This is a genomic window from Cryobacterium arcticum, assembly GCF_001679725.1.
Taxonomy (GTDB): Bacteria; Actinomycetota; Actinomycetes; order Actinomycetales; family Microbacteriaceae; genus Cryobacterium; species Cryobacterium arcticum_A.
On sequence record NZ_CP016282.1, the window covers coordinates 1153389 to 1174643 of the forward strand.

At 70.0% G+C, this 21255-nt stretch carries 21 protein-coding genes; 12 read left to right on the forward strand and 9 right to left on the reverse strand.

Going from position 1 to position 21255, the window contains the following annotated elements; genetic code table 11:
- Positions 1–24 precede the first annotated feature (24 nt).
- Positions 25–882 carry an iron uptake transporter permease EfeU gene (gene efeU, locus PA27867_RS05135; RefSeq protein ID WP_066594115.1) on the reverse strand — a complete coding sequence of 286 codons (858 nt, stop codon included), beginning with the start codon at positions 880–882 and terminating at the stop codon, positions 25–27.
- A gap of 190 nt (positions 883–1072) precedes the next feature.
- Here efeU and PA27867_RS20175 point away from each other — a divergent pair, with 190 nt between their 5' ends.
- The 5 genes from PA27867_RS20175 to PA27867_RS05160 all read left to right on the forward strand — a co-directional run bounded on the left by PA27867_RS20175 (position 1073) and on the right by PA27867_RS05160 (position 5632).
- Complete coding sequence (locus tag PA27867_RS20175) at positions 1073–2038, forward strand: DUF6113 family protein (RefSeq protein WP_084020714.1); 966 nt, start codon at positions 1073–1075, stop codon at positions 2036–2038.
- Between the two features lie 36 nt (positions 2039–2074).
- A complete protein-coding gene (gene fdxA, locus PA27867_RS21055; protein ID WP_066594116.1) occupies positions 2075–2398 on the forward strand; it encodes a ferredoxin in 324 nt (107 codons plus the stop codon).
- Between the two features lie 2 nt (positions 2399–2400).
- On the forward strand, positions 2401–3510 hold the full coding sequence (dapC, locus tag PA27867_RS05150) for a succinyldiaminopimelate transaminase (protein ID WP_257784143.1): 1110 nt from the start codon (positions 2401–2403) through the stop codon (positions 3508–3510).
- A 115-nt stretch (positions 3511–3625) separates the two neighbouring features.
- Positions 3626–4000: a hypothetical protein gene (locus PA27867_RS05155; protein ID WP_066594118.1), complete on the forward strand. Its 375-nt coding sequence runs from the start codon at positions 3626–3628 to the stop codon at positions 3998–4000.
- A gap of 363 nt (positions 4001–4363) precedes the next feature.
- The gene (locus PA27867_RS05160; RefSeq protein ID WP_084021372.1) at positions 4364–5632 is read left to right on the forward strand and encodes a citrate synthase; all 1269 of its coding nucleotides are present in this window, start codon (positions 4364–4366) and stop codon (positions 5630–5632) included.
- A 76-nt stretch (positions 5633–5708) separates the two neighbouring features.
- Here the strand turns inward: PA27867_RS05160 and dapD are convergent, their stop codons facing one another.
- Positions 5709–6707, reverse strand: coding sequence for a 2,3,4,5-tetrahydropyridine-2,6-dicarboxylate N-succinyltransferase (gene dapD / locus PA27867_RS05165; protein ID WP_066594124.1), 999 nt, complete (start codon positions 6705–6707; stop codon positions 5709–5711).
- 17 nt (positions 6708–6724) lie between these two features.
- Between dapD and dapE the strand changes: the two genes are divergently transcribed.
- From dapE to PA27867_RS20180, 3 genes are all read left to right on the forward strand, one after another.
- A complete protein-coding gene (dapE, locus tag PA27867_RS05170) occupies positions 6725–7840 on the forward strand; it encodes a succinyl-diaminopimelate desuccinylase (RefSeq protein ID WP_066594125.1) in 1116 nt (371 codons plus the stop codon).
- A gap of 2 nt (positions 7841–7842) precedes the next feature.
- On the forward strand, positions 7843–9084 hold the full coding sequence (locus PA27867_RS05175; protein WP_066594126.1) for a hypothetical protein: 1242 nt from the start codon (positions 7843–7845) through the stop codon (positions 9082–9084).
- A gap of 61 nt (positions 9085–9145) precedes the next feature.
- Positions 9146–9322, forward strand: coding sequence for a DUF3117 domain-containing protein (locus PA27867_RS20180; RefSeq protein WP_084021373.1), 177 nt, complete (start codon positions 9146–9148; stop codon positions 9320–9322).
- 82 nt (positions 9323–9404) lie between these two features.
- On the opposite strand, the gene PA27867_RS05185 is transcribed toward PA27867_RS20180, so the two are convergent.
- Positions 9405–10037 carry an O-methyltransferase gene (locus tag PA27867_RS05185; RefSeq protein WP_066594128.1) on the reverse strand — a complete coding sequence of 211 codons (633 nt, stop codon included), beginning with the start codon at positions 10035–10037 and terminating at the stop codon, positions 9405–9407.
- 88 nt (positions 10038–10125) lie between these two features.
- On the opposite strand from PA27867_RS05185, the gene PA27867_RS05190 reads away from it, so the two are divergent.
- Together PA27867_RS05190 and PA27867_RS05195 are read left to right on the forward strand one after the other, a co-directional pair.
- Positions 10126–10509: a sec-independent translocase gene (locus PA27867_RS05190; protein ID WP_066594130.1), complete on the forward strand. Its 384-nt coding sequence runs from the start codon at positions 10126–10128 to the stop codon at positions 10507–10509.
- A gap of 131 nt (positions 10510–10640) precedes the next feature.
- A complete protein-coding gene (locus tag PA27867_RS05195) occupies positions 10641–11252 on the forward strand; it encodes a hypothetical protein (protein WP_066594132.1) in 612 nt (203 codons plus the stop codon).
- A gap of 611 nt (positions 11253–11863) precedes the next feature.
- Here PA27867_RS05195 and PA27867_RS05200 read toward each other — a convergent pair.
- From PA27867_RS05200 to PA27867_RS05215, 4 genes are all read right to left on the reverse strand, one after another.
- Positions 11864–13414: a succinic semialdehyde dehydrogenase gene (locus PA27867_RS05200; RefSeq protein ID WP_084020716.1), complete on the reverse strand. Its 1551-nt coding sequence runs from the start codon at positions 13412–13414 to the stop codon at positions 11864–11866.
- Positions 13415–13480: 66 nt separating this feature from the next.
- Complete coding sequence (locus PA27867_RS05205; RefSeq protein ID WP_236900841.1) at positions 13481–14635, reverse strand: P-loop NTPase; 1155 nt, start codon at positions 14633–14635, stop codon at positions 13481–13483.
- Entirely contained in the window at positions 14628–15263 is a 636-nt protein-coding gene (locus PA27867_RS05210) for a DUF1003 domain-containing protein (protein WP_084020718.1), read from the reverse strand. Before PA27867_RS05210 ends, PA27867_RS05205 begins: the two co-directional genes overlap by 8 nt.
- A complete protein-coding gene (locus PA27867_RS05215) occupies positions 15250–16581 on the reverse strand; it encodes a magnesium transporter MgtE N-terminal domain-containing protein (RefSeq protein ID WP_066594140.1) in 1332 nt (443 codons plus the stop codon). The genes PA27867_RS05210 and PA27867_RS05215 overlap by 14 nt, the downstream gene beginning before the upstream one ends.
- A gap of 181 nt (positions 16582–16762) precedes the next feature.
- Here PA27867_RS05215 and PA27867_RS05220 point away from each other — a divergent pair, with 181 nt between their 5' ends.
- The gene (locus tag PA27867_RS05220; RefSeq protein ID WP_066594144.1) at positions 16763–17506 is read left to right on the forward strand and encodes a general stress protein; all 744 of its coding nucleotides are present in this window, start codon (positions 16763–16765) and stop codon (positions 17504–17506) included.
- Positions 17507–17606: 100 nt separating this feature from the next.
- Here PA27867_RS05220 and PA27867_RS05225 read toward each other — a convergent pair whose 3' ends face one another.
- The gene (locus PA27867_RS05225) at positions 17607–19148 is read right to left on the reverse strand and encodes an aminopeptidase P family protein (protein ID WP_066594147.1); all 1542 of its coding nucleotides are present in this window, start codon (positions 19146–19148) and stop codon (positions 17607–17609) included.
- Between the two features lie 56 nt (positions 19149–19204).
- Positions 19205–20293 (reverse strand): endonuclease/exonuclease/phosphatase family protein, encoded by a 1089-nt coding sequence (locus tag PA27867_RS05230; RefSeq protein ID WP_066594149.1) that lies wholly within the window; start codon positions 20291–20293, stop codon positions 19205–19207.
- A gap of 55 nt (positions 20294–20348) precedes the next feature.
- Here PA27867_RS05230 and PA27867_RS05235 point away from each other — a divergent pair, with 55 nt between their 5' ends.
- On the forward strand, positions 20349–21221 hold the full coding sequence (locus PA27867_RS05235; protein WP_066594152.1) for a PHP domain-containing protein: 873 nt from the start codon (positions 20349–20351) through the stop codon (positions 21219–21221).
- The last annotated feature ends 34 nt before the right edge of the window (positions 21222–21255 follow it).

Here is a 21255-nt window from a genome sequence, read left to right on the forward strand (position 1 = left end):
TTAGAAGGGAGGGCAGGGCAGGGGTCAGTGGGCGGCGACCGCGGAAGCGGCCTGCCGAGGGGCCGCGGCGCGGGCCGGGGTCTTGGTGCGGCTCTTCACGATGAAGAGCGTGAGCGTGGGCACCAGGTAGGCGAGCCACGCGGCCAGTTCGAGCCAGGTGGTGGCCGGCGAGAAGTTGAGGGTGCCCTTGAGTAGGGTGCCGTACCAGCTGTCCGGCGGGATCGCGGCCGAGACATTGAACGCGAGGGCGTTCAGTCCGGGCAGGATGCCGGCCTCCTGCAGGTCGTGCACGCCGTAGGAGAGCACCCCGGCGGCGACCACGATGAGAATGGCGCCGGTCCAGGTGAAGAAGCGGCTCAGGTTGATCTTGAGCATGCCGGCGTAGATGAGCCAGCCCAGGCCGACGGCGGTGAGGATGCCCAGGCTCGCGCCGATCAGCGGCAGGGTCGTCTCGCCGGTGGCCTGCACGGCCGCCCAGATGAACAGGGCGGTCTCGATGCCCTCGCGGCCGACGGCGAGGAAGGCGACGAGCACCAGGCCCATGCCGGTACCCACCAGGTGCTTGTCGATGCTGCCGTGCAGGTGGCCCTTGAGGTCGCGGGCGGTGCGCAGCATCCAGAACACCATCCAGGTGACCAAGCCGGTCGCGATGATGGAGAGCAGTCCACCGATGGTCTCCTGGGCGGCGAAGCTCAGCCCGTAGGTGCCGAAAGTGAGGATGGCGCCCAGCAGGAGCGCCAGCAGAACGGCCAGGCCGACACCGGTCCAGAGACGGGGGAGCACGTCGCGGCGGCCGATCTTGACCACGTAGGCGATCAGGATCGTCACGATCAGCGCGGCTTCGAGGCCTTCACGCAGGCCGATCAGGTAGTTTGCGAGCACGGTGCTTCCCGGTCGTCGAGGATGAGTTGGAATGTCGAACGATGGTAAGGCTAACCTTACCCATTCACTCTACGGAAGATGCACGGGCGTGTCCAGCTAGGATTTTCACAGAATCACGGCCGGCGTTCTGCACCGTACGTTGTCCCCGTCCGCCGGCGTTCCGCGCCCGTTTTCTGCACAGGAGTCACCCATGGTCATGTCCGGAAGCGGCGAACGGGTGGTCTTCGTGGTGGATGCCCCCGGTGACGAGGCCCTGCTCACGGGCGGCACGATCGCCCGGCTCCTGGACGACGACGCCGAGGTCACGGTTCTGTTCGGGGCGGTGCTGGCGGGGCTCGCGCCGGATGCCGCCGCCGTCACGGCCGCCCGCACCGCGCTCGGCGAGGACGACCCCGCGCGGTGGCGGGTCCTCACCGCTCGGCCGGAGGTCGACACCCGGGATGTTCTCGGCGCGGCCCTCACAGAGGCGCACGCCACGGCCGTGGTCATCGCCGCCGCTGACCGTGACCTCCGCCAGGCCGCCATCGACGCCGCCGGGGATCACGGGGTGCCCGTGTTCGTCAGCAGTCGGGTGTCCCAGTCGACGGGGCACCGCTTCACCGCGGTGGACGTGAGCGACCAGGTGGACCGCAAGATGCATGCCCTGACCGCCTACCCGAACCGGTGGAGCGTGGACGGTCGTCTTGTTCGCCCCGGCGACGGCAGCGAAGTTCTCGTCACGGGCACCGAGACGTTCCTGCGGGGACCTGCGGTGCCGCATCCGGCCGACCCTGAGCCGCCCACCAGGGCCACACGGCTGCTCGCCACCCTGATGGGGCTGGCCGCCGGTGTGCTCTTCGGGGTGCTGGGCACCGTGGCGCACCAGACCACGTTCTCGCTCGGGTCGGTCACGGTGCCGATCGGGCTGGTCCTGGCGTTGCTGGCGGCTGGGTCACTGCTGCTCGGCCTCCGCCTGGTCGTCGGCGACCGCCTCGTGGTGGGCGCGGCGGCCGTCGGCCTGCTGCTCACGGTCTTCCTGTTGTCGCTGCGCAGCACGGGCGGCTCGGTACTCGTGCCGGCCGGCGTCCTCGGTTCGGTGTGGACGATTGTTCCCGCACTCGTCGCCGCGCTCGTTCTCGCGTGGCCCCGAATTCCCGCCAGAGCACCGACGGCGTAGACTGGCCACTTAGTTCGTGAAGGGAATTCCGCCACTGTGACGTATGTGATCGCCCTGCCCTGCGTGGACGTTAAAGACCGTGCCTGCGTCGACGAATGTCCCGTCGACTGCATCTACGAGGGCGAACGCTCCCTCTATATCCACCCCGACGAATGCGTGGACTGTGGTGCCTGCGAGCCCGTCTGCCCCGTCGAGGCCATCTACTACGAAGACGACCTGCCCGAGCAGTGGGCCGACTACTACAAGGCCAACGTCGAATTCTTCGACGACATCGGCTCGCCCGGCGGCGCCGCCAAGGTTGGTGTGATCGCCAAGGACCACCCGGTGATCTCGGTACTGCCGCCCCAGGTCCAGCACTAGACGTGCTCAAGCCGCTCCCCGACTACCCGTGGGACCAGATGCTGCCGTTCGCGCAGCAGGCGAAGGCCCACGCCGACGGAATCGTCGACCTGTCGATCGGCTCGCCCGTCGACGCGACCCCGCCCGTCGTGCAGGCCGCCCTGGCCCACGCGACGGATGCGCACGCCTACCCGCAGACCACCGGCACCCCGGCCCTGCAGCACGCCATCATCGACTGGTACGCCCGCCGCCGCGGTGTGACCGGTCTGACCGAGCAGAACGTGCTGCCCACCATCGGCTCCAAGGAGCTCGTGGCGCTGCTCCCGTTCATGCTGGGCCTGGGTGAGGGCGACACCATCGTGCACCCCAGGGCCGCCTACCCCACCTATGCGATCGGCGCGGCCATGGCCGGGGCGAATGCGTTGGCGTCCGATGACCCCGCGGAGTGGCCGGCGACGACGAAGCTCGTCTGGCTGAACAGCCCGGGCAACCCCGACGGACGGGTGCTGAACGTCGAGTTCCTCCGTGCCGCGGTGGCCCGCGCCCGGGAGCTGGGCGCCGTGATCGTCAACGACGAGTGCTACGCCGAACTCGGCTGGGACGCGCCGTGGGACGCCGAGGCGATCCCGAGCATCCTGGACCCCCGCGTGACCGACGGCGACACCCGCAACATCGTGGCCATCTACTCGCTGAGCAAGCAGTCCAACATGGCCGGCTACCGCGGCGCTTTCGCTGCCGGCTGTGACGCCGTGCTCGGCCGTCTGCTCACCGTGCGCAAGCACGCCGGTCTTATGCTGCCCGCCCCGCTGCAGGCCGCCATGGTGGCGGCCCTGGGCGATGACGAGCACGTGAGCCGGCAGCGCCGGCTGTACCGGGCCCGGCGCGAGGTGCTGCTGCCGGCGCTGACGGCCGCGGGCTTCACGATCGAGAACAGCGAAGCCGGCCTGTACCTCTGGGCGACGGCCGGCGTGGACGCCTGGGACTCGATCCGGCGGCTCGCCGAGCTGGGCATCCTGGCCGGCCCCGGCCCGTTCTACGGCGACTTCTATCCCGAGCACGTGCGGTTCTCCCTCACAGCCACCGACGAGCGCATCAACGCGGCCGCCGCCCGGCTCCGCGCCTGGGCTGCATAACTCCTGCAATTTGCCGGGCGGGCACCCGGCGGATGCCGGAATTCCGCCACGGCGACCCACCCCGGCGGCAGTCTGCAGGAGTTGTGCTCACCGCCGGGCTGTTTAGGCTGGGGGCATGGCTGGCAGCATCGACCTGGGCAGTGACGGCGCACCCGTCGACGGGTACGCAGCGGGCGTCGCGGCCCTGCACGACCTCGTCGCCGAGCTGCCGCAGCGGCCGGCCGTGACCCAGGGGCGGATGTTCAACGGCGACGGCCTGCGGGTGCGGGGCCGGATGTTCGCCTTCATCGGCCGCAACGGTGACCTCGTCGTCAAACTCCCGGAACCGAGGGTGCGCCAACTGGTGGACCGAAACGCGGGGGCGGCCGTCGTGATGGGCACCCGCACCATGCGCGAATGGGTGCGGTTTCCGGCCGAGGCCGGGGTGGGCCGATGGAGCGAGGCGCTCGAGGAGGCGCACGGCTTCGCGCTCACGCTCACGGCGTCCTGAGCTCCGGCGGAAGCCGTGACTGAGCCGCGACGGGCACGGCGACGGGCAAGATCGGGCCCTTCGGCCCTAGCGCTCTTTCGAACCGGCACGGCGCCCGGAAACCCGGTGTCCGCGGGGTGGAACCGGCTGTAGCGGAGTGCCAACAGGAGCCGTGCGATGTTGGCGGATGCAACAGTATGCCCCTCGGCGGAATAGGCTGTAGGCGGGTTATCGTTGCCAAGCACCACGAGCGTGCTGCGGCGGACCGCCACAGACCAACAGCCGAAAGGCTTTGAAATCCAGGGAGGCGCCGTGAGCGACGTCGCGCAGCGAACACCATCCACCGAGTCGAAGTACATCGACCGGGCCGTGTCGGACCATCAGATGGCCACACTGACCTACCCGGGGGGCACGGCGCAGTTCCCGATCCTGGGTAGCACCGACGGGCCGTCCAGCATCGACATCGCGACGCTGACCAAGCAGACCGGTTACACGACGTTCGACTCCGGGTTCGTGAACACGGCGGCGACGAAGTCAGCCATCACGTACATCGACGGCGAGCACGGCATCCTCCGCTACCGCGGCTACCCGATCGAGCAGATTGCCCAGAACTCGAGCTTCCTCGAGACCGCGTGGCTGCTCATCTACGGCGAACTGCCCAGTGAGAGCGAACTCAGCGCATTCGACACGCGCATCCGCCGTCACACCCTGCTGCACGAGGACCTGCGCCGCTTCTACGACGCCCTGCCGCACAACGCGCACCCCATGTCGGTGCTCTCCGCCGGCGTCTCGGCCTTGTCGACGTATTACCAGGACTCCCTGGACCCCAAGGACCCCGAGCAGGTCGAACTGTCGATGATCCGCCTGCTGGCGAAGCTGCCGGTGATGGCGGCGTACGCGCACAAGAAGAGCATCGGTCACGCCTTCCTGTACCCGGACAACTCGTTGAGCTTCGTGGACAACTTCATCAAGCTCAACTTCGGCACCCTCGCCGAGCCGTACGTGGTGAACCCCGTCGTGAGCAAGGCGCTCGAACGCCTGCTCATGCTGCACGAGGACCACGAGCAGAACGCCTCCACCTCGGCTGTGCGCCTGGTCGGGTCCACCGAGGCCAACCTGTTCGCCTCGGTCTCCGGCGGCATCAATGCGCTCTCCGGCCCGCTGCACGGCGGCGCCAACGAGGCCGTGCTCACCATGCTCAGCGATATCAAGGCATCCGGCGAAGGCGTGCAGAAGTACGTCGAACGCGTGAAGAACAAGGAAGCCGGCGTTCGCCTGATGGGCTTCGGCCACCGGGTCTACAAGAACTATGACCCGCGCGCCAAGCTCGTCAAGGAGAGCGCCGACGCCGTGCTCGAGGCCCTCGGTGTGAAGGACGACCTGCTCGACATCGCCAAGGAGCTCGAGTTCATCGCGCTCAACGACGACTACTTCAAGGAGCGCAAGCTCTACCCCAATGTGGACTTCTACACCGGCGTGATCTACAAGGCCATGGGCTTCCCGCCGCGGATGTTCACGGTGCTGTTCGCCATCGGCCGGCTGCCGGGCTGGATCGCGCACTGGCGCGAGATGAACCTGGATACGACCACCAAGATCGGTCGCCCCCAGCAGCTCTACACGGGCGCGGTCGCCCGCGACTACCCGCAGGCCTAACTAGCCTCGCGAGCGGTGAGAAAAGCCCCAAGAATCTCGGATTCTTGGGGCTTTTCTCACAGCCTGCGGAGGGGGATCAGGCGTGCAGGGCCGCGTTCAGGGTGATGCCGGTGCCGGCCCGGGGCAGCACTTCGACGGCTCCGGTGAGCGAGTTGCGGCGGAAGAGCAGGTTGGGCACGCCGGAGAGGTCCTTGGCTTTGGCCGTGCGCGGGGCGCCGTCGGCGGTGCGGGTGCCGTCCAGCAGCACGACCTTGGTGCCGGCGGTCACGTACAGTCCGGCCTCCACGACCGAGTCGTCGCCGATCGAGATGCCGATGCCCGAGTTGGCGCCGAGCAGCGCCCGCTGCCCGATCGTGACCCGCTGGGTGCCGCCGCCCGACAGCGTGCCCATGATGGATGCGCCGCCGCCGACGTCGGCGCCGTCACCGACCACCACGCCCTGCGAGACACGGCCCTCGACCATCGAGACGCCCAGGGTGCCGGCGTTGAAGTTGACGAAGCCCTCGTGCATGACGGTGGTTCCGGGGGACAGGTAGGCGCCCAGGCGCACCCGGGACGCGTCGGCGATGCGCACCCGCTCGGGGGAGACGTAGTTGAGCAGCGGCGGGAACTTGTCCAGGCCCGTGGCGCTGATGCCGTGCCGCTGCAGCGACGGTCGGAGCCTGTCGAAATCGGCGGGCAGCACCGGGCCCGCGTTGGTCCAGACCACATTGGGCAGGTGAGCGAAGATGCCGTCGAGGTTGAGCGAGTTGGGCCGGACCAGGAGGTGCGAGAGCAGGTGCAGCCGCAGGTAGGCATCCGAGGTGCCCGCTGGAGGCGCCTGCAGGTCGATCTCGACCGTGACGGCCTCGAGGCGCACATTGCGTCGGGCGTCGGGGCCCGCGGCCTCCTCGAGTTCGGTGGGCACGATCCAGCGGTCCCGGTCCCGGGGCAGCGCGCCCAGCGTGGGCGCCGGGAACCAGGTGTCGAGCACGGTGCCGTCACCGGCGATCGTGGCCAGGCCGTACCCCCAGGCGTGCGTCGCCGTCGGTGCGGAGGGATCTGACAGGTGTTCGGGGGGAAGGGCGGTGACCATGGCTCTAGATTAGTAGGGTGCCCCACGACCTCACCGATTCAGCCGAGACCGCCCTCACCCTCGACCTCACCTCGTCGTCGATCGAGCTGACCCGCGCCATCTGCGATGTGGAGTCGGTGTCGGGCAACGAGACGCCGCTGGCCGACGCCATCGCCGCCGCGCTGGCCGGCTCCGCGCACCTCGAGGTGATCCGCGACGGCGACACCATCGTGGCCCGCACCAACCTGGGCCGGGCCCAGCGCGTGGTGATCGCCGGGCACATCGACACCGTGCCGCTGAACGACAACCTGCCCACCCGCTTCGAGACCATCGACGGCGTCGACTACCTCTGGGGCCGCGGCACCGTGGACATGAAGGCCGGCGTGGCCGTGCAGCTCAAGCTCGCCGCCGAGCTGACAGACCCCCGCGTCGACGTGACCTGGATGTGGTACGACCACGAGGAGGTCAACGCCGACCTCAACGGCCTGGGCCGGCTCGCGGCCAACCGCCCCGACCTGTTCGAGGGCGATTTTGCCATCCTGGGCGAACCGAGCAACAGCCAGGTCGAAGGCGGCTGCAACGGCAACGTGCGCATCGAGGTGCGCACCTTCGGCAAGCGGGCGCACTCCGCCAGGGCCTGGGTGGGCGAGAACGCGATCCACAAGGCCGCGCCGATCCTCGACATCCTCGCGGGCTACACCCCGCGCGAGGTGGAGGTCGAGGGCCTGGTGTACCGCGAGGGCCTGAACGCCGTGGGCATCACGGGCGGCATCGCCGGCAACGTCATCCCGGACGAGTGCATGGTGCACGTGAACTACAGGTTCGCGCCCAGCCGCACGGCCGCTGAGGCCGTCGCCCACCTCGAAGAGCTGTTCGCCGGCTTCGACATCACCGTGGTCGACCTGGCCGAGGGCGCACGGCCCGGCCTGGACGCGCCGCTGGCGATCAAGTTCCTCGACGCCGTCGGCGCCGAACCCCGGCCCAAGTACGGCTGGACCGATGTGGCCCGCTTCTCGGCGCTGGGCATCCCGGCCGTCAACTACGGGCCCGGCGACCCGCTCAAGGCGCACGCCGACGACGAACGGGTGGCGCTGTCCCAGATCACCGACTGTGAAGACGCCCTGCGCGCCTGGCTGACCGCGCCGATCGGCTGACCATGACGCCCACCAGCGCCTCCCCGGCCCCGGTGCGCGCCCACGCCGACCGGGCGCTGCCGGCGCGCTTACGGGCCCGCTACCGGCTGGTGCCGTGGTGGCAGAGGGTCTCCGTGATCTGGCTGCTCTCCCGGCTGGTGACCACCACGCTGGTGCTGGCGCTGGCGAGCGTGCAGGGACAGAACCCCTGGACGCCGGCGAAGCCCGGCTACACGGCGTTCGCCAACATGTGGGATGCGCTCTGGTACAACATCGTCGCCGTCGGCGGCTACCCGTCGGTGCTGCCGGTCACGGTGGACGGTCACGTGGGCGAGAACGCCTGGGCGTTCATGCCCGGCTACCCGGCGGTGGTGCGGGTGCTCATGCTCGTCACCGGCGCGCCCTGGGCGTCCATGGCCGTTGTCGTGTCCGTCGCCTGCAGCCTGGGCACCGCGCTGCTGTTCTACCGCCTGATGCGCCGGGTGCAGCCGGAGTCGACGGCCCTGTTCGCCGTGGTGCTGTTCTGCGCCGCCCCGCTGTCGCCGCTGCTGCAGTTCGGTTACGCCGAGTCGATGCAGTTGCTGCTGCTCACCCTGGCCCTGCTCCTGGTGCTGCAACGCCGCTACCTGGTTCTCGTGCCCGTGATCGCGCTGATGGCACTGACCCGGCCGAGCGGCCTGGCGTTCGCCCTGTTCCTCGCCTTGCACGTGGGATTCCGCTGGTACAGCCGGGTGAGGGATCCGTTCCCGGTGCGGGAAGCGGTGACGGCGTCATCCGTGGCGGTGTTCAGCGGGCTGATGGGCCTGGCCTGGCCGGCCATCGCCTGGGCTGTCACGGGCTCGCCGACCGCCTACACCGACACCGAGCTGGCCTGGCGCTCCGCGTACATCGGCTATCAGGAGCTGGTGCCCTTCGCGGCCTGGTTCCAGAGCGGCGTGTGGTGGCTCGGTCAGCCGCTGGGCATCCTCGTGGTGGTCGCCGTGATCCTGGGCTTCACGCTGCTGATGTTCGCCCCCGCGGTGCGGAGCCTGGGCGTCGACCTGCGGCTGTGGGTGGCCTCCTATGCGCTCTACCTGCTCGCCGTGTTCTTCCCGCAGTCGAGTGTCTTCAGGCTGCTGATGCCGATGTTCCCGCTGCTCGGCGCCCTCGCCCGGCCGCGCAGCATCGTGTACCGCGTTGTGGTCACACTGCTGCTCATTTGCGGCCAGTGGGGCTGGCTTCTGCTCTGCTGGGGCGTCGACGGGGCCGATTGGACGCCGCCCTAATTACTGTCTGACGGCCGAATGGTCGATAATAGGACTACGACTACGAATGGAAGGGGAGTTCATGGCGGCCATGAAGCCACGGACCGGAGACGGGCCAATGGAGGCTGTAAAGGAGGGGCGCCTTATCATCGTGCGTGTACCGCTCGAAGGTGGAGGTCGACTCGTCGTCTCTGTGAACGACGCTGAAGCTAAGGAGCTTCACGATGCGCTCGCCGGTGTAGTCACCCCGGCCGTATAACAAGTTTCAACTGATCGGCTGTGCGGTTCTCCGCACAGCCGATTTTTTCGTGCCCTCAGCGTTTCGTGCCTTCAGAGGTAGGTCAGGCGCGCAGCTTGGTGATCTGCAGCAGCCCGTCGCCAACGGGGGAGAGGGCGCTGATGACGGCCTTCGACCCGGCGATCTCGTTGAGCAGGGTGCGGAAGCCCGTCGCGACCTCGTCGCGCTGGGCGGGGTCGGCCACCCGGCCACGCCACAGGGCGTGCGCCACGAGCACGGTGCCGCCCGGGCGGGCCAGGCGCAGGCCGTGCTCGACGTACTCGATGACCGACTGCGGGTCGGCGTCCACGAACACGATGTCGTAGGAGTTCTCGTTCATGCGGGGCAGCACCTCGGCCGCGCGGCCCGTGATCAGGCGCACCCGGTTGCCGGGGATCCCCGCCTCGTGGAAGTTGGCCTTCGCGTGCTGCAGGTGGTCGACCTCGATGTCGATCGAGGTGAGGGTGGCCCCCGGGGCACCCGTGAGCAGCCAGATGCCGGACACACCGGCTCCTGTGCCCACCTCGAGGATGCTGCGGGCGCCGGTCGCGGCGGCGATGACGGCAGACTGCGCGCCCACCGAGGGGGCGATCGCGTCGATGCCGAGTTCGAGGGACTGCTGCCGGGCGCGGGCCAGGGCGTCGCTCTCCACCACCGAGTCGTCGGCGAATTTCCAATTCAGATCTTTGTCAGACATTCCGCAACTCCAGTAGATGTATGGATCAAGACTACGGCCGCCTCACCCTCGGTGCGGGGATGCCTCGCCGGGGGGATATTCTGAGGTCATGTTTGGTCTGACGTTCGAGAAACTCCTGCTTATCGGGATCATCGCCGTCTTCCTGCTCGGTCCGGAGAAGCTGCCGCATTATGCCGCCCAGCTCGGCCGACTGGTGCGCCAGCTTCGCGACATGGCCAACGGCGCCAAAGACCGCATGAAAGACGAGATGGGCCCGGAGTTCGACGACGTCGACTGGAAGAAGCTCGACCCGCGCCAGTATGACCCGCGCCGGATCATCCGGGAAGCCCTCACCGAAGACGAACCGGTCAAACCGCAATCGGCCGTGATCTCCCGCACCGGCCCCAACCCGGACAGCGCGTACCTGCAACGCAAGCGCGCCAGGGAAGGCGCCCTGACCGGCCCGGCGCCGTTCGACTCCGAGGCCACCTAGCCGCTCCTGCCGCCCCGAACTGGGGTGCGGCCGGATCGACCGCGACGCGTGAGCCGGAGGCGTGCGGGCGTACCGTGGGAGACGAGCGTGCCCCTGCCGGAGTGCGCAATCCTCGGGGGAGAGGTCGCACCATGCGCAGCACACGCAGTCGCCTGATACTGGTCGCCATCGTCGCGGGGACGGCCCTGCTCTCGGCTGGCGCCACCGCCTACGCCTCGGAGAGTCTGCACGCCGCCGAGGTCAGCTCCGCCCAGAATTCCGCGGTCGGGTCCGCCGCCACACCGACGCCAACACCCACCCCGACCCCGACCGTGACGCCGACTGTGACGCCGGCCCCCGTCGAGCTCGCGCAGCCGGAGACGCCCGTGGCTGCCGCACCCGACGTGGCCGTGCCCGACGAGACCGACGCGGGCGCATCCGCCGACGACGGGAACGTCGTCGAGGTGCGCACGCCCAACCCCGACGCCATTCCCGTGACCCGCGCCCAGCACGAGTACTTCTACGGGCTGGTCACCCAGTGCATGGCCGAGGCCGGCTTCGAGTGGCACGCCGTCTGGCTGTCCGCCGATGACACCTTCGCGGGTGTGGACATGACCCGCGCCGGAGACGTCGATCCCGACCAACAGGCCGGCTTCACCCTCGCTATGTACGGCGACACCGGCGGCGGCGACTACTACCACTGGGCGGATGCCGGCTGCTGGGGCTACGCGGTGCACGTCACCGGCAACGACGGAAACAACTAGGCGTCGCGGATGTCCACACGACGACGCCGTGTCCTCCTGTTGACCACGGTTGTGGCGGTCGCCGCGCTGTCGGTCGGCGCCGCGGCGTACTCGGCCGGCCGGGATGCCCGGGCCCCGAGCACGGTGGCCGCCGGTGCCGGAGTACTTGGGAAGACACGGGCTGCTGGGGGTACGCGTTGCACCTGACCGGCAACGACGGCACCTCCTAGCCAGACGGTCAACCTGGTCAGTCTTCGGAAAGAGGGGCCGGTCGCGGGGTCTCGACAAGCTCGACCGACGAGTGGGCGCGACGTATCCGCTGGTTGAGCGTGTCGAAACCCGGTGGGTCGCGACGTGCGTGGATGTCGCGCCCCGTCGTTGGTCGAGCCTGTCGAGACCTCGTGACGTGCGTGGATGTCGCGCCCCGTCGTTGGTCGAGCCTGTCGAGACCTCGTGACGTGCCTCGAGATCCGCTCACCGGGTCTCGACAAGCTCGACCAACGTATGGGTGCGTTCCGCAGACCAGCCCGCCGAGTCTCCTCAGGAAGTGCACTTCCCCCGACCACCCGGGCGCGAAGCCCCCCACCCCCCCACGGGTCGACGGGCTCGACCGACGGAGGCAGGCTTGGTGGCTAGCGCCGGCGGGCCGCCTTGAGGGTACGGGCGAGCAGCGCCATGGGGCCCACAAGCCGGGCGAACTCCGTTCCGGTTCCGGGCAGCCGCAGCACCCCGGTGGCCAGGGAGATGGTGACCGGGTCCACGAACCGCTTGAGTCCCTCCGGGCCGTTCCGACGGCCGAGGCCTGAGCCCTTGATGCCGCCCATCGGGGCGTCGACGGCGGAGAACGAGCCGCGGTAGCCCTCGTTCACGTTGACGCTGCCGGCCTCCAGTGCGCCGGCCACGCGCAGGCCCCGCCGGGCGGAGCCGCTGAGCACCGCGGCGTTCAGCCCGTAGGCGCTGTCGTTGGCGGCGAGGATGGCCTCCTGCTCGGTGTCGACCACCGACACCGACACGACCGGTCCGAACGTCTCGTCGGCAAAGCAGAGCATAGCCGGGGTGACGCCGGTGAGGATCGTGGGCTCGAAGAAGTACGGGCCGAGGTCGGGCCGGCCCCGGCCGCCCGCGTGCACAGGGGCGCCGTGGGACACCGCATCCTGCACATGGGTGGTGACCCGGTCCAGCTGATCCTGCGAGGTGAGCGAGCCGACATCCGCCCGGTAGTCCAGGCCGGAGCCGAGCAGGAGAGCCCGGGTGACGGTGGTGAATTCCTGCAGGAACCGATCGGCGACCGCCCGCTGCACGTAGATGCGCTCGATCGACACGCAGAGCTGCCCGAGCGACGAGAAGCAGGCGTACGCGGCCTGCGCGGCGGCGCGGTGCGGGTCGACGTCGTCGAGCACGATCATCGGGTTCTTGCCGCCCAGCTCCAGTGACGCGCCGGTGAGGGTGCTCGCCGCCTGCTCGCCCACCCGGATGCCCGTGGGCGTCGACCCGGTGAAGCACACGTAGTCGGCGCCGGACGTGACCGCGCTGCCGATCTCGGGGCCCGGGCCGGTCACGACGGCCCAGAGGTCGGCCGGCACCCCGGCGTCGATGAAGGCCCGGCGCAGCATCAGGATGCTCAGCGCCCCCTGGTTGTCGGCCTTCTGCACTACCCCGCAGCCGGCGGCCAGTGCGGGGACGACGTCCATCGCGGCCAGGCTGAGCGGGAAGTTCCACGGAGTGATTACCCCGGCGACGCCCTTGGGCCGGTAGCGCACCCGGGTGGTCACGAGCACCGGAAGGCCGGACCTGCGCCGTTCGCCGCCGAGCACCCGCCGGGCGGCGAGGGCGTTGTACCGGGTGACGCCGGCGGCCTGGAAGACCTCCTCGAAGGCCTGCCCGCGGGTCTTACCGGTCTCGGTCTGCAAGGTGTCGAGCAGGCTCTCGCGTCGGCTCAGCAGCAGGTCGTGCGCCTTCAGCAGCACGGCCCGGCGGTGGGCGAATCCGGCCCGGGCCCAGCCGATCTGGGCGAGGCGGGCGCGGGCGTACGCATCCGCGACGTCCTGCGGGCTGCTCAGCGGCAGCGCGTGCAGCGGTTGCCCGGTGAACGGCGCGATGACCGTGGCCGTGTCACCTGACGTGGAACGGATGTCGCGGGCGAGTTCGGCGATGAACGGGAGTTCCAACGTGGCGGAAGTCATGGGGGTCAGTCTAGACAGGTGTGCCGGAGCGCACTCCTGCCCGACCGGGTGGGACCTGGCGCAGGGTCAGCGCGGGGAGATGCCCAGGCTCAGCCCGGCCAGGCCGCGTCCGCGGGTGGCCAGCCGGTCGGCGATGGCCTGGATGGCCGCCGCCGCGGGGTCGGCCGGGTCGCCGAGCACCACCGGGATGCCCGTATCGCCGCCGCTGCGCAGGGCGACGGAGAGCGGCACCTGGCCGAGCAGCGGCACCGGGGTGTCCTGACCGGCGGAGAGGCGGGCGGCGACCTCGGCGCCGCCTCCGGAGCCGAAGATCTCCAGCATGGTGCCGTCGGGCTGCATCAGCCCGGACATGTTCTCGATCACGCCGTAGATCGACTGGCCGGTGTGCCGGGCCACGGCGCCGCTGCGCTCGGAGATGTCGGAGGCGGCCGGCTGCGGGGTGGTGACCACGATGACCTCGGCGTGTGGCAGCAGCTGGCCCACCGAGATGGCGATGTCGCCGGTGCCCGGCGGCAGGTCGAGCAGCAGGATGTCGAGGTCGCCGAAGTAGACCTCGGTGAGGAACTGGGTGATGGTGCGGTGCAGCATCGGGCCGCGCCAGGCGACGGCCACCGAGGTGTCGTCGACGAACATGCCGATCGAGATGACCTTCACGTCGTAGCCGATCGGCGGCAGGATCATGTCGCCCACCTGGGTGGGCTTGACCATGCCGGACTGGCCGCCGGGCGTGGCCGGCGGGGTGACCAGGCCGAGCAGGCCGGGGATCGAGAAGCCGTAGACGTCGGCGTCGACGATGCCTACCCGGAGGCCCCGTGCGGCGAGGGCGACGGCCAGGTTGGCGGTGACGGTGGACTTGCCCACACCGCCCTTGCCGCTGGTGATCGCGTAGATGCGGGTGAGCGAGTCGGGGGAGAACTGCAGGCTGCGGGCGCCCTGCCCGCCGCGGAGCTTCTCGGTCATGGCGCGGCGCTGCTCGGGGGTCATCACCGAGACGACGACCCGGGCCAGGCCCTCCCCGACGACGGATTCGGTCGCCTCACGCACATCCGTCTCGATGCGGGTCGCCGCCGGGCAGCCGGCGATGGTGAGCCGGATGTCCACGGTGGCGCCGCCGTCGGCGTCGATCGTGACACCCGACACCATGTCGAGCTCGGTGATGGGTTTGCGGATCTCCGGGTCGATGACTCGGGCGAGGGCGGCTCGTACCCGATTCTCAGTCAATCGGGTGCGCCTCCTGGGCGCTGCGGCGATCGGCGGCGGCGCGGCTGATGCTGCCCTCGCGTTCCCGGCTCTCGAGCTCGCGGCTCTCGCGGTCGCGGGCTGCCTCGCTCTCCCGGCGCGCCTGCTCGTCGCGCTGGTCGAGGTTGTCGAGCATGGCGCGCAGTTCCGCGCGGAGGAAGTCCTTTGAGGCGAGGTCCTTCATGCCCAGGCGGAGCGCCACGACCTCACGGGCGAGGTACTCGGTGTCGGCCAGGTTGCGTTCGGCGCGCTGCCGGTCCTGCTCGAACTGCACCCGGTCGCGGTCGTCCTGCCGGTTCTGCGCGAGCAGGATCAGCGGAGCAGCGTAGGACGCCTGGAGCGAGAGCACCAGGGTGAGGGCGATGAAGCCGAGCTCGATCGAGTCGAAGCGCAGGCTGATCGGGGAGAGGGTGTTCCAGCTGATCCAGAAGACCGTGAAGAGGGTCAGGCCCAGCAGGAACCAGGGGGTGCCCATGCCGCGGGCGATCGCCTCGGTGAGCCGGCCGAACCTGTCGTTGCTGCGTCCGTTGCGCTTGCGCCCGACCAGGTTGGTGGTGCGCAGCCCTTTGGGCGTGTCGAGGCGGAGCTCCGACTTGTTAGCTCGTGCCATTGTCGTGCCTCCGTCCACCCGGTAGCGGGATACTTCCTGTCATCAGCTGGGTTCTGGCCGTGGCACGTTTACGCACCTCGTCGTTGCCGTCGTGACTTCGCCAGTCGTCCGGCAGCAGGTAGTCGAGCACGTCATCAATCGTCACCACCCCGACGAGTCGGTGGTTGTCGTCGACGACCGGAACGGAGACCAGGTCGTAGCTGGCGAGAATGCGGGTGACCTCGGCCGCCGAGGTGTCCGCGGTGACGGGCTCCAGACCCAGGTCGAGCAGGGTGCCGAGGCGTTCGTGCGGCGGGTAGCGCAGCATCCGTTGGAAGTGCACCATGCCCAGGAACCGGCCGGTGGGCGGTTCGTAGGGCGGCAGGGTGACGCAGATCGCGGCGCCCAGTGCAGGCGCCAGGTCGTGCCGGCGGATGAGCGCGAGGCCCTCGGCCACGGTCGCGTCGGCCGAGACGATGATCGGCTCGGTGGTCATCAGGCCGCCGGCGGTGTCCGGGGCGTAGGAGAGCAGGAACCGCACGTCGTCGGCTTCCTCGGGCTCCATGAGGTCGAGCAGCTGCTCGCCGCGCTCCTCCGGCAGCTGCGCGATGAGGTCGGCGGCGTCGTCGGGTTGCATGTGGTCGAGCACCTCGGCGGCGCGTGAGTCGCCGAGCCGGGTGAGGATGCCCACCTGCTCGCTCTCGGGCATCTCCTCGAGCACGTCGGCCAGACGACCGTCCGGCAGTTCCTCGGCCACCTCGAACATGCGCTGCCTGGGCAGGTCGAGCAGGGTGTTGGCGAGGTCGGCGGGCTTCATGTCCGAGTACGTGGCAATGAGCTGCTCGGCCGACTGAGACTCGCCCGCGGTGACCTTCTCGTAGACCTCGTCCCAGTTGGCGAAGGCGGTGGCGCCCTTGGCGAACAGCGACGAGCTGGCCTTGGGCCGGCGCACGAACAACTGGCTGATCGCCCAGTCGCCCTGGGCAGACTCCTCGATCGCGACGTCTTCGATGGTGGCTTCGCCCGAACCGTCGTTGAACGCGACGCGGCGGCCGAGCATCTCGGCGATCACCCGCACCTCACCGCCGCGCTGCTCGAACCGGCGCACGTTGATCAGGCCCGTGGTGATGATCTGGCCGCTGCCGATGCTGGTGACCCGGCCGATCGAGACGAACACCCGGCGTTTGCCGGGGATTTCGACGATCAGGCCGACCACACGGGGCGGGTCGTCTTTTCGGTAGACCACCAGCACGTCGCGAACCTTGCCAACGCGGTCGCCCGCGGGGTCGAAGACGTTGCACCCGGCCAGTCGGGCGACGAAAACTCTGGTGTTTGCCACACCTCTAACTTAGCTTGTGCGCGCCGGACGGCACCCGTGACACCGCGCTGCGCCATGGGCACTCTGAGGCCGGCCGGGACCGGCGGTTGCGGCCGGCGTTGGAGCCCTCATCGGGGCATTCTCCCACTGGATGCACAGCGGTCCCTGCTGGTATGCGGGTGGATCGTGGAAGAATGGGGGCATGTCCTCTCAGAGCCCCTTCGGCGGCCGCGCCGCCGCACTGTATCCGGTCCTGCCCAAGGGCGAGGTCGTGGCGACGTACGAGACCTACAACGAGGCCCAGCTGGCCGTGGACGTTCTCGCGAAGGCCGACTTCCCCGTCAAGCAGCTGTCCATCGTGGGCAACGACCTGAAGACCGTTGAACGGGTGACCGGCAAACTCACCTGGAGCCGGGTCGCGTTGGCTGGGGCGGCATCCGGTGCCTGGCTCGGGGTGTTCTTCGGGTTGCTGTTCTTCATCTTCTCGCCGGATGGCGCCGGCCTGCCGTTCGTTTTCGCGGCCGTGCTCATGGGCGCCGGCTTCGGCATGCTGTTCGGACTGGTGAGCTACGCGCTCAACCGCCGCCGCAAGGACTTCACCTCGACCATGCAGGTGATCGCCGGCAACTACCAGGTGATCGTGAACGTCGAACTGCTCAACAAGGCCCGCAACCTGCTGGCCGGCCAGGCCGAGCCCGCCGCTGCCGCTGCCGCTGCTCCGCACCCGTCCGACCCGCCGCGCTCGGCCCCGGAGCCGCCTGCTGCCGGCGGACCGACACCGCCGTCGAACCAGCCGCCCGCGTACGGTGAGACCGGACCGACCGAGCAGCCGACAGCGCCGCCCGCGTACGGTCAGCCGGCCCCGCCCGTGTCGGCCCCGCCGGCCGCCGGACCGCCGCCCGTGGCCGAGCCCCCCGTTTCCGGTCCGGTCGACCCCGCCCGCTAACAGGCCGCGCGCCCGCGCCGTACACCAACTGTTCCCGTAGCGGACATCTGCGTCCGGGGTACCGGGCGCAGAAGTCCCCACGGGGAACAGTTGTGCGTGGTTAGGCCTGCAGGGCGGCCATCCAGGCCTCGACCGCTGCCGAGTCGCGCGGGATGCCGGCCGAGAGGTTCTCGGCGCCGGTCTCGGTGATCAGGATGTCGTCTTCGATGCGCACGCCGATGCCGCGGTACTCGGCGGGCACCGTGAGGTCGTCGAGCTGGAAGTACAGTCCTGGCTCGATGGTGAAGACCATGCCGGGCTCGATCACGCCGTCGATGTACATGTCACGGCGGGCCTGGGCGCAGTCGTGCACGTCGAGGCCGAGGTGGTGACTGGTGCCGTGCACCATGTAGCGACGGTGCTGGCCGTTCTCCGGCAGCAGCGCCTCCTCGGCGGTGACGGGCAGCATGCCCCAGTCGGCGGTGTGCCGGGCGATCACGGCCATCGCGGCCGCGTGCACCTCCCGGAAGACGGCGCCCGGCTTGGCGACCAGGAAGGCCGCGTCGGCGGCCTCGCGCACGGCGTCGTACACGCGGCGCTGCACATCCGTGAAGGTGCCGGTGACCGGCAGGGTGCGGGTGATGTCGGCGGTGTAGTAGCTGTCCACCTCGACACCGGCGTCGAGCAGCATCACGTCGCCCGGCACGACGGGTCCGTCGTTGCGGGTCCAGTGCAGGATGCAGGCGTGCGGGCCGGAGGCGGCGATGGTGTCGTAACCGACGGTATTACCGTCCACGCGGGCGCGGGTGTTGAAGACGCCCTCCACCAGGCGCTCACCGCGCTCGTGGCTGCTGGAGCGGGGCAGATCGCGGATGACGTCCTCGAAGCCGCGGGCGGTGGCCGCCACTGCGAGGCGCATCTGGCCGATCTCGTAGGCGTCCTTGACCAGGCGCAGCTCGGACAGGTCGCGGGCGAGGATGGCATCGGCGTCGTGTTCGCTGTTGATCTCGATGCTGAACGGGGCGTCTGACGCGTTGGCCGTGAGCATCCGCTCGGCGGAGTTGCGGAGGCGGGCGTCGTCGACCTTGCCGGTGAGGAACGGGTCGGCCTCGCGCACGAGCAGGGTCTCGCTGTCGACCCGGCCGAGAACCGCGGCGAAGTCGTCGATGCCGCGCACCGTGACGGCGAGGTCGCTGGCGACCTGGGCGATGGAGGGCCGCGGGCCGATCCAGAACTCGCCGATCTCGGAGTTGGCGTAGAACTCGTCGGAGTCGCGGCCGGCGCGCTCCCGGAAGTACACGGTGGCCTCGTGGCCGGTGGCGGTGGGCTCGAAGACGAGCACGGCGCCGGGCTCGGAGTCGCTGCCCCATCCGGTGAGGTGGGCGAAGGCGGAGTGCGCGCGGAAGGCGTAGTCGGTGTCGTTGGCGCGCTGCTTGAGCCGGCCGGCCGGAACGATCAGGCGCTGACCCGGGTAGAGCTTGGAGACCCGCTCGCGCCGGGCGGCGGCGAACGGCGCCTGCTCCCGGGCCGGCGGCAGCTCATCGGTGCGCTCGGCCCAGCCGCTGGAGATGAACTCCTTGAACCCTTCCGAGCCGGGCGTGGTGGACCGGTTCTCGTTCGAGCGGGCGGCGGGAGCAGGTGCGGTGTCGGTGGAATCAGCCATGCCCCCATTCTCCCACCCGCACTGCACCGAATGCGCGAGCGAGCAGCCGGGCAGGCTCAGCCGGCGGGTGAGAAGGTCGCCACGATGGGCCGGTGGTCGCTGCCCGCGGCGTCTTCATCCTGGATGACGCTCATGGCGTCGACCTGCCAGTTGGCGGTGGCCAGCACATGGTCGATGGGGGAGCCGAGCAGGGTGGGTGCCCAGGTGGGCCAGGTGCCCACGCCGGCGGCGCCCGCGGCCAGGGCGGCATCCCGGCAGGAGCCGAGCGCGGCGCCGGCCGTGTCGGCCCGGCCGGCGAAGTGGTCGAGGGTGGCGTTGAAGTCGCCGGCCATGATCACGCCGTCGGTGCCAGTGCCGGCGGTATCGCACTGCTCGGCCAGCCAGTCCAGGTCGGAGCGCCAGTTGGTCATCTCCCACTGGATCGGAGCGACGGCGTGCACGGCCACGATCGTGGGGCCGGTGCCGTCGACGGGCTCCGCCACCACCGTGGGCAGCACGTTCGTATTGCCGGGCGGTCCGGATCCCTCCGCGGACGTGACCGTGTAGTCGCCCAGGTCCGGGCTGATCAGCAGCGTGGTCGACCGGGCCTTGGAGATGAGGTCGAACGACACGGTGTGCACCCACATGGGCCGGCCGGCCGCGCGCATGGCCTCGGCGATCAGCACCCCGGTCTCCTCGGTGGTCTCGGGCAAGGTGAGCACATCGGCGTCCTCGGCCAGGGCGAGTGCGGCGATGGCGTCGGCGCCCGGCTCGTCGCCGAGGGTGTTCCAGCTCAGCACGGTGATCGACGCCGTCGCGTCGTCTGCCGACTCATCAGCCGACCCTGAGACATCCGCCGCCCGCGCCGAAGCGGGCAGGGCGGATGCGGTGCCCCGGTGCAGCAGGACGCCCACGTTGACCGCGCCGAACAGCGCCAGGAACACCATCAAGAGCGCGGTCGTGCCCCGGAACGACCGCACGAGGATGAGCAGGACCGTGAGCAGTACCAGCAGTGCGGCGGCCACCACCACGGCGAGGCCGCGCAGCGAGACAGCGTGCGCCACCACCCAGGTGTTCTGCAGGCCGAGGAACTGCGGCCAGGCCAGAACGGTGAGAACCGCCAGCGCCGCCACGACGAGCAGGGTGCGGAAGAGAAAGGAGAACATAGATGAGTCACTGTAAGCGACCGAGCTGCATTCTGCGGCCAACTAGCATGGGGGAATGGCAGTCGAACGGCGTTTCACGGGTCCGATCGACCTGCACACCCACTCCAGCGTCTCCGACGGCACCGAGACTCCGTCACAGCTCGTGCGCGCCGCCGCGGCAGCGGGACTGGGCACGGTGGCCCTCACCGACCACGACTCCACGGCGGGCTGGTCGGAGGCCTCGGTGGCGGCCCGGACCGCGGGCATCACCCTGATCCCAGGCATGGAGTTCAGCACCCGGGTCGGGCACGCCAGCATCCATCTACTCGCGTACCTCTTCGACCCGTCGGATGCCGGGATCGTCGCGGAGACCGCGCATATCCGCAAGGCCAGGCTCACGCGGGCAGAGCAGATGGTGGCCCGGATCGGCGCCGACTACGAGATCACCTGGGACGACGTGCTCGCCCAGACCACAACGGGCGGAACCGTGGGCCGGCCGCACATCGCGGACGCCCTCGTGGCCAACGGCCTCGCCCTCACCCGCAGCGAGGCGTTCGCGGGCATCCTGCACTGGGAGGCGGGCTACTACCAGCCGCACTACGCGCCGGACCCGCTGCGCGCCGTGACGCTCGTGCGCGCGGCCGGGGGCGTGCCCGTGATCGCGCATCCGGCCACCCGGGGCGTCGCCGACGTGATGGCCGAGAGCCGGCTGGCCGCCCTCGTGGCCGCCGGTCTGTTCGGCTTGGAGCTGCGGCACCGGGAGAACAAGCCGGAGGCCACCGCGCGGCTCACCATGCTCGCCGAGAAGTACGGTCTGGCCATCACCGGGTCCAGCGACTACCACGGCGAGGGCAAACCGAACCGGCTGGGCGAGAACACCACCACCCCCGAGGTGCTCGAGCGCATCGTGGCCGAGGGCCGCGGCTCGGCGCCGGTCACCCCCGCCTGACCCGCCACCTGAGGCCTCCATCCCCCTCGAGTTG

What these genes read in the sequence shown, in the direction of transcription:
- PA27867_RS20175 (WP_084020714.1), top strand. Translation starts at nt 1,073, where the DNA reads ATGGTCATGTCCGGAAGCGGCGAACGGGTGGTCTTCGTGGTGGATGCC.
- PA27867_RS05155 (WP_066594118.1), top strand. Translation starts at nt 3,626, where the DNA reads ATGGCTGGCAGCATCGACCTGGGCAGTGACGGCGCACCCGTCGACGGG.
- PA27867_RS05160 (WP_084021372.1), top strand. Translation starts at nt 4,364, where the DNA reads ATGGCCACACTGACCTACCCGGGGGGCACGGCGCAGTTCCCGATCCTG.
- dapD (WP_066594124.1), bottom strand. Translation starts at nt 6,707, where the DNA reads ATGGTCACCGCCCTTCCCCCCGAACACCTGTCAGATCCCTCCGCACCG.
- PA27867_RS05175 (WP_066594126.1), top strand. Translation starts at nt 7,843, where the DNA reads ATGACGCCCACCAGCGCCTCCCCGGCCCCGGTGCGCGCCCACGCCGAC.
- PA27867_RS20180 (WP_084021373.1), top strand. Translation starts at nt 9,146, where the DNA reads ATGGCGGCCATGAAGCCACGGACCGGAGACGGGCCAATGGAGGCTGTA.
- PA27867_RS05185 (WP_066594128.1), bottom strand. Translation starts at nt 10,037, where the DNA reads ATGTCTGACAAAGATCTGAATTGGAAATTCGCCGACGACTCGGTGGTG.
- PA27867_RS05190 (WP_066594130.1), top strand. Translation starts at nt 10,126, where the DNA reads ATGTTTGGTCTGACGTTCGAGAAACTCCTGCTTATCGGGATCATCGCC.
- PA27867_RS05195 (WP_066594132.1), top strand. Translation starts at nt 10,641, where the DNA reads ATGCGCAGCACACGCAGTCGCCTGATACTGGTCGCCATCGTCGCGGGG.
- PA27867_RS05200 (WP_084020716.1), bottom strand. Translation starts at nt 13,414, where the DNA reads ATGACTTCCGCCACGTTGGAACTCCCGTTCATCGCCGAACTCGCCCGC.
- PA27867_RS05210 (WP_084020718.1), bottom strand. Translation starts at nt 15,263, where the DNA reads ATGGCACGAGCTAACAAGTCGGAGCTCCGCCTCGACACGCCCAAAGGG.
- PA27867_RS05220 (WP_066594144.1), top strand. Translation starts at nt 16,763, where the DNA reads ATGTCCTCTCAGAGCCCCTTCGGCGGCCGCGCCGCCGCACTGTATCCG.
- PA27867_RS05225 (WP_066594147.1), bottom strand. Translation starts at nt 19,148, where the DNA reads ATGGCTGATTCCACCGACACCGCACCTGCTCCCGCCGCCCGCTCGAAC.
- PA27867_RS05230 (WP_066594149.1), bottom strand. Translation starts at nt 20,293, where the DNA reads ATGTTCTCCTTTCTCTTCCGCACCCTGCTCGTCGTGGCGGCGCTGGCG.
- PA27867_RS05235 (WP_066594152.1), top strand. Translation starts at nt 20,349, where the DNA reads ATGGCAGTCGAACGGCGTTTCACGGGTCCGATCGACCTGCACACCCAC.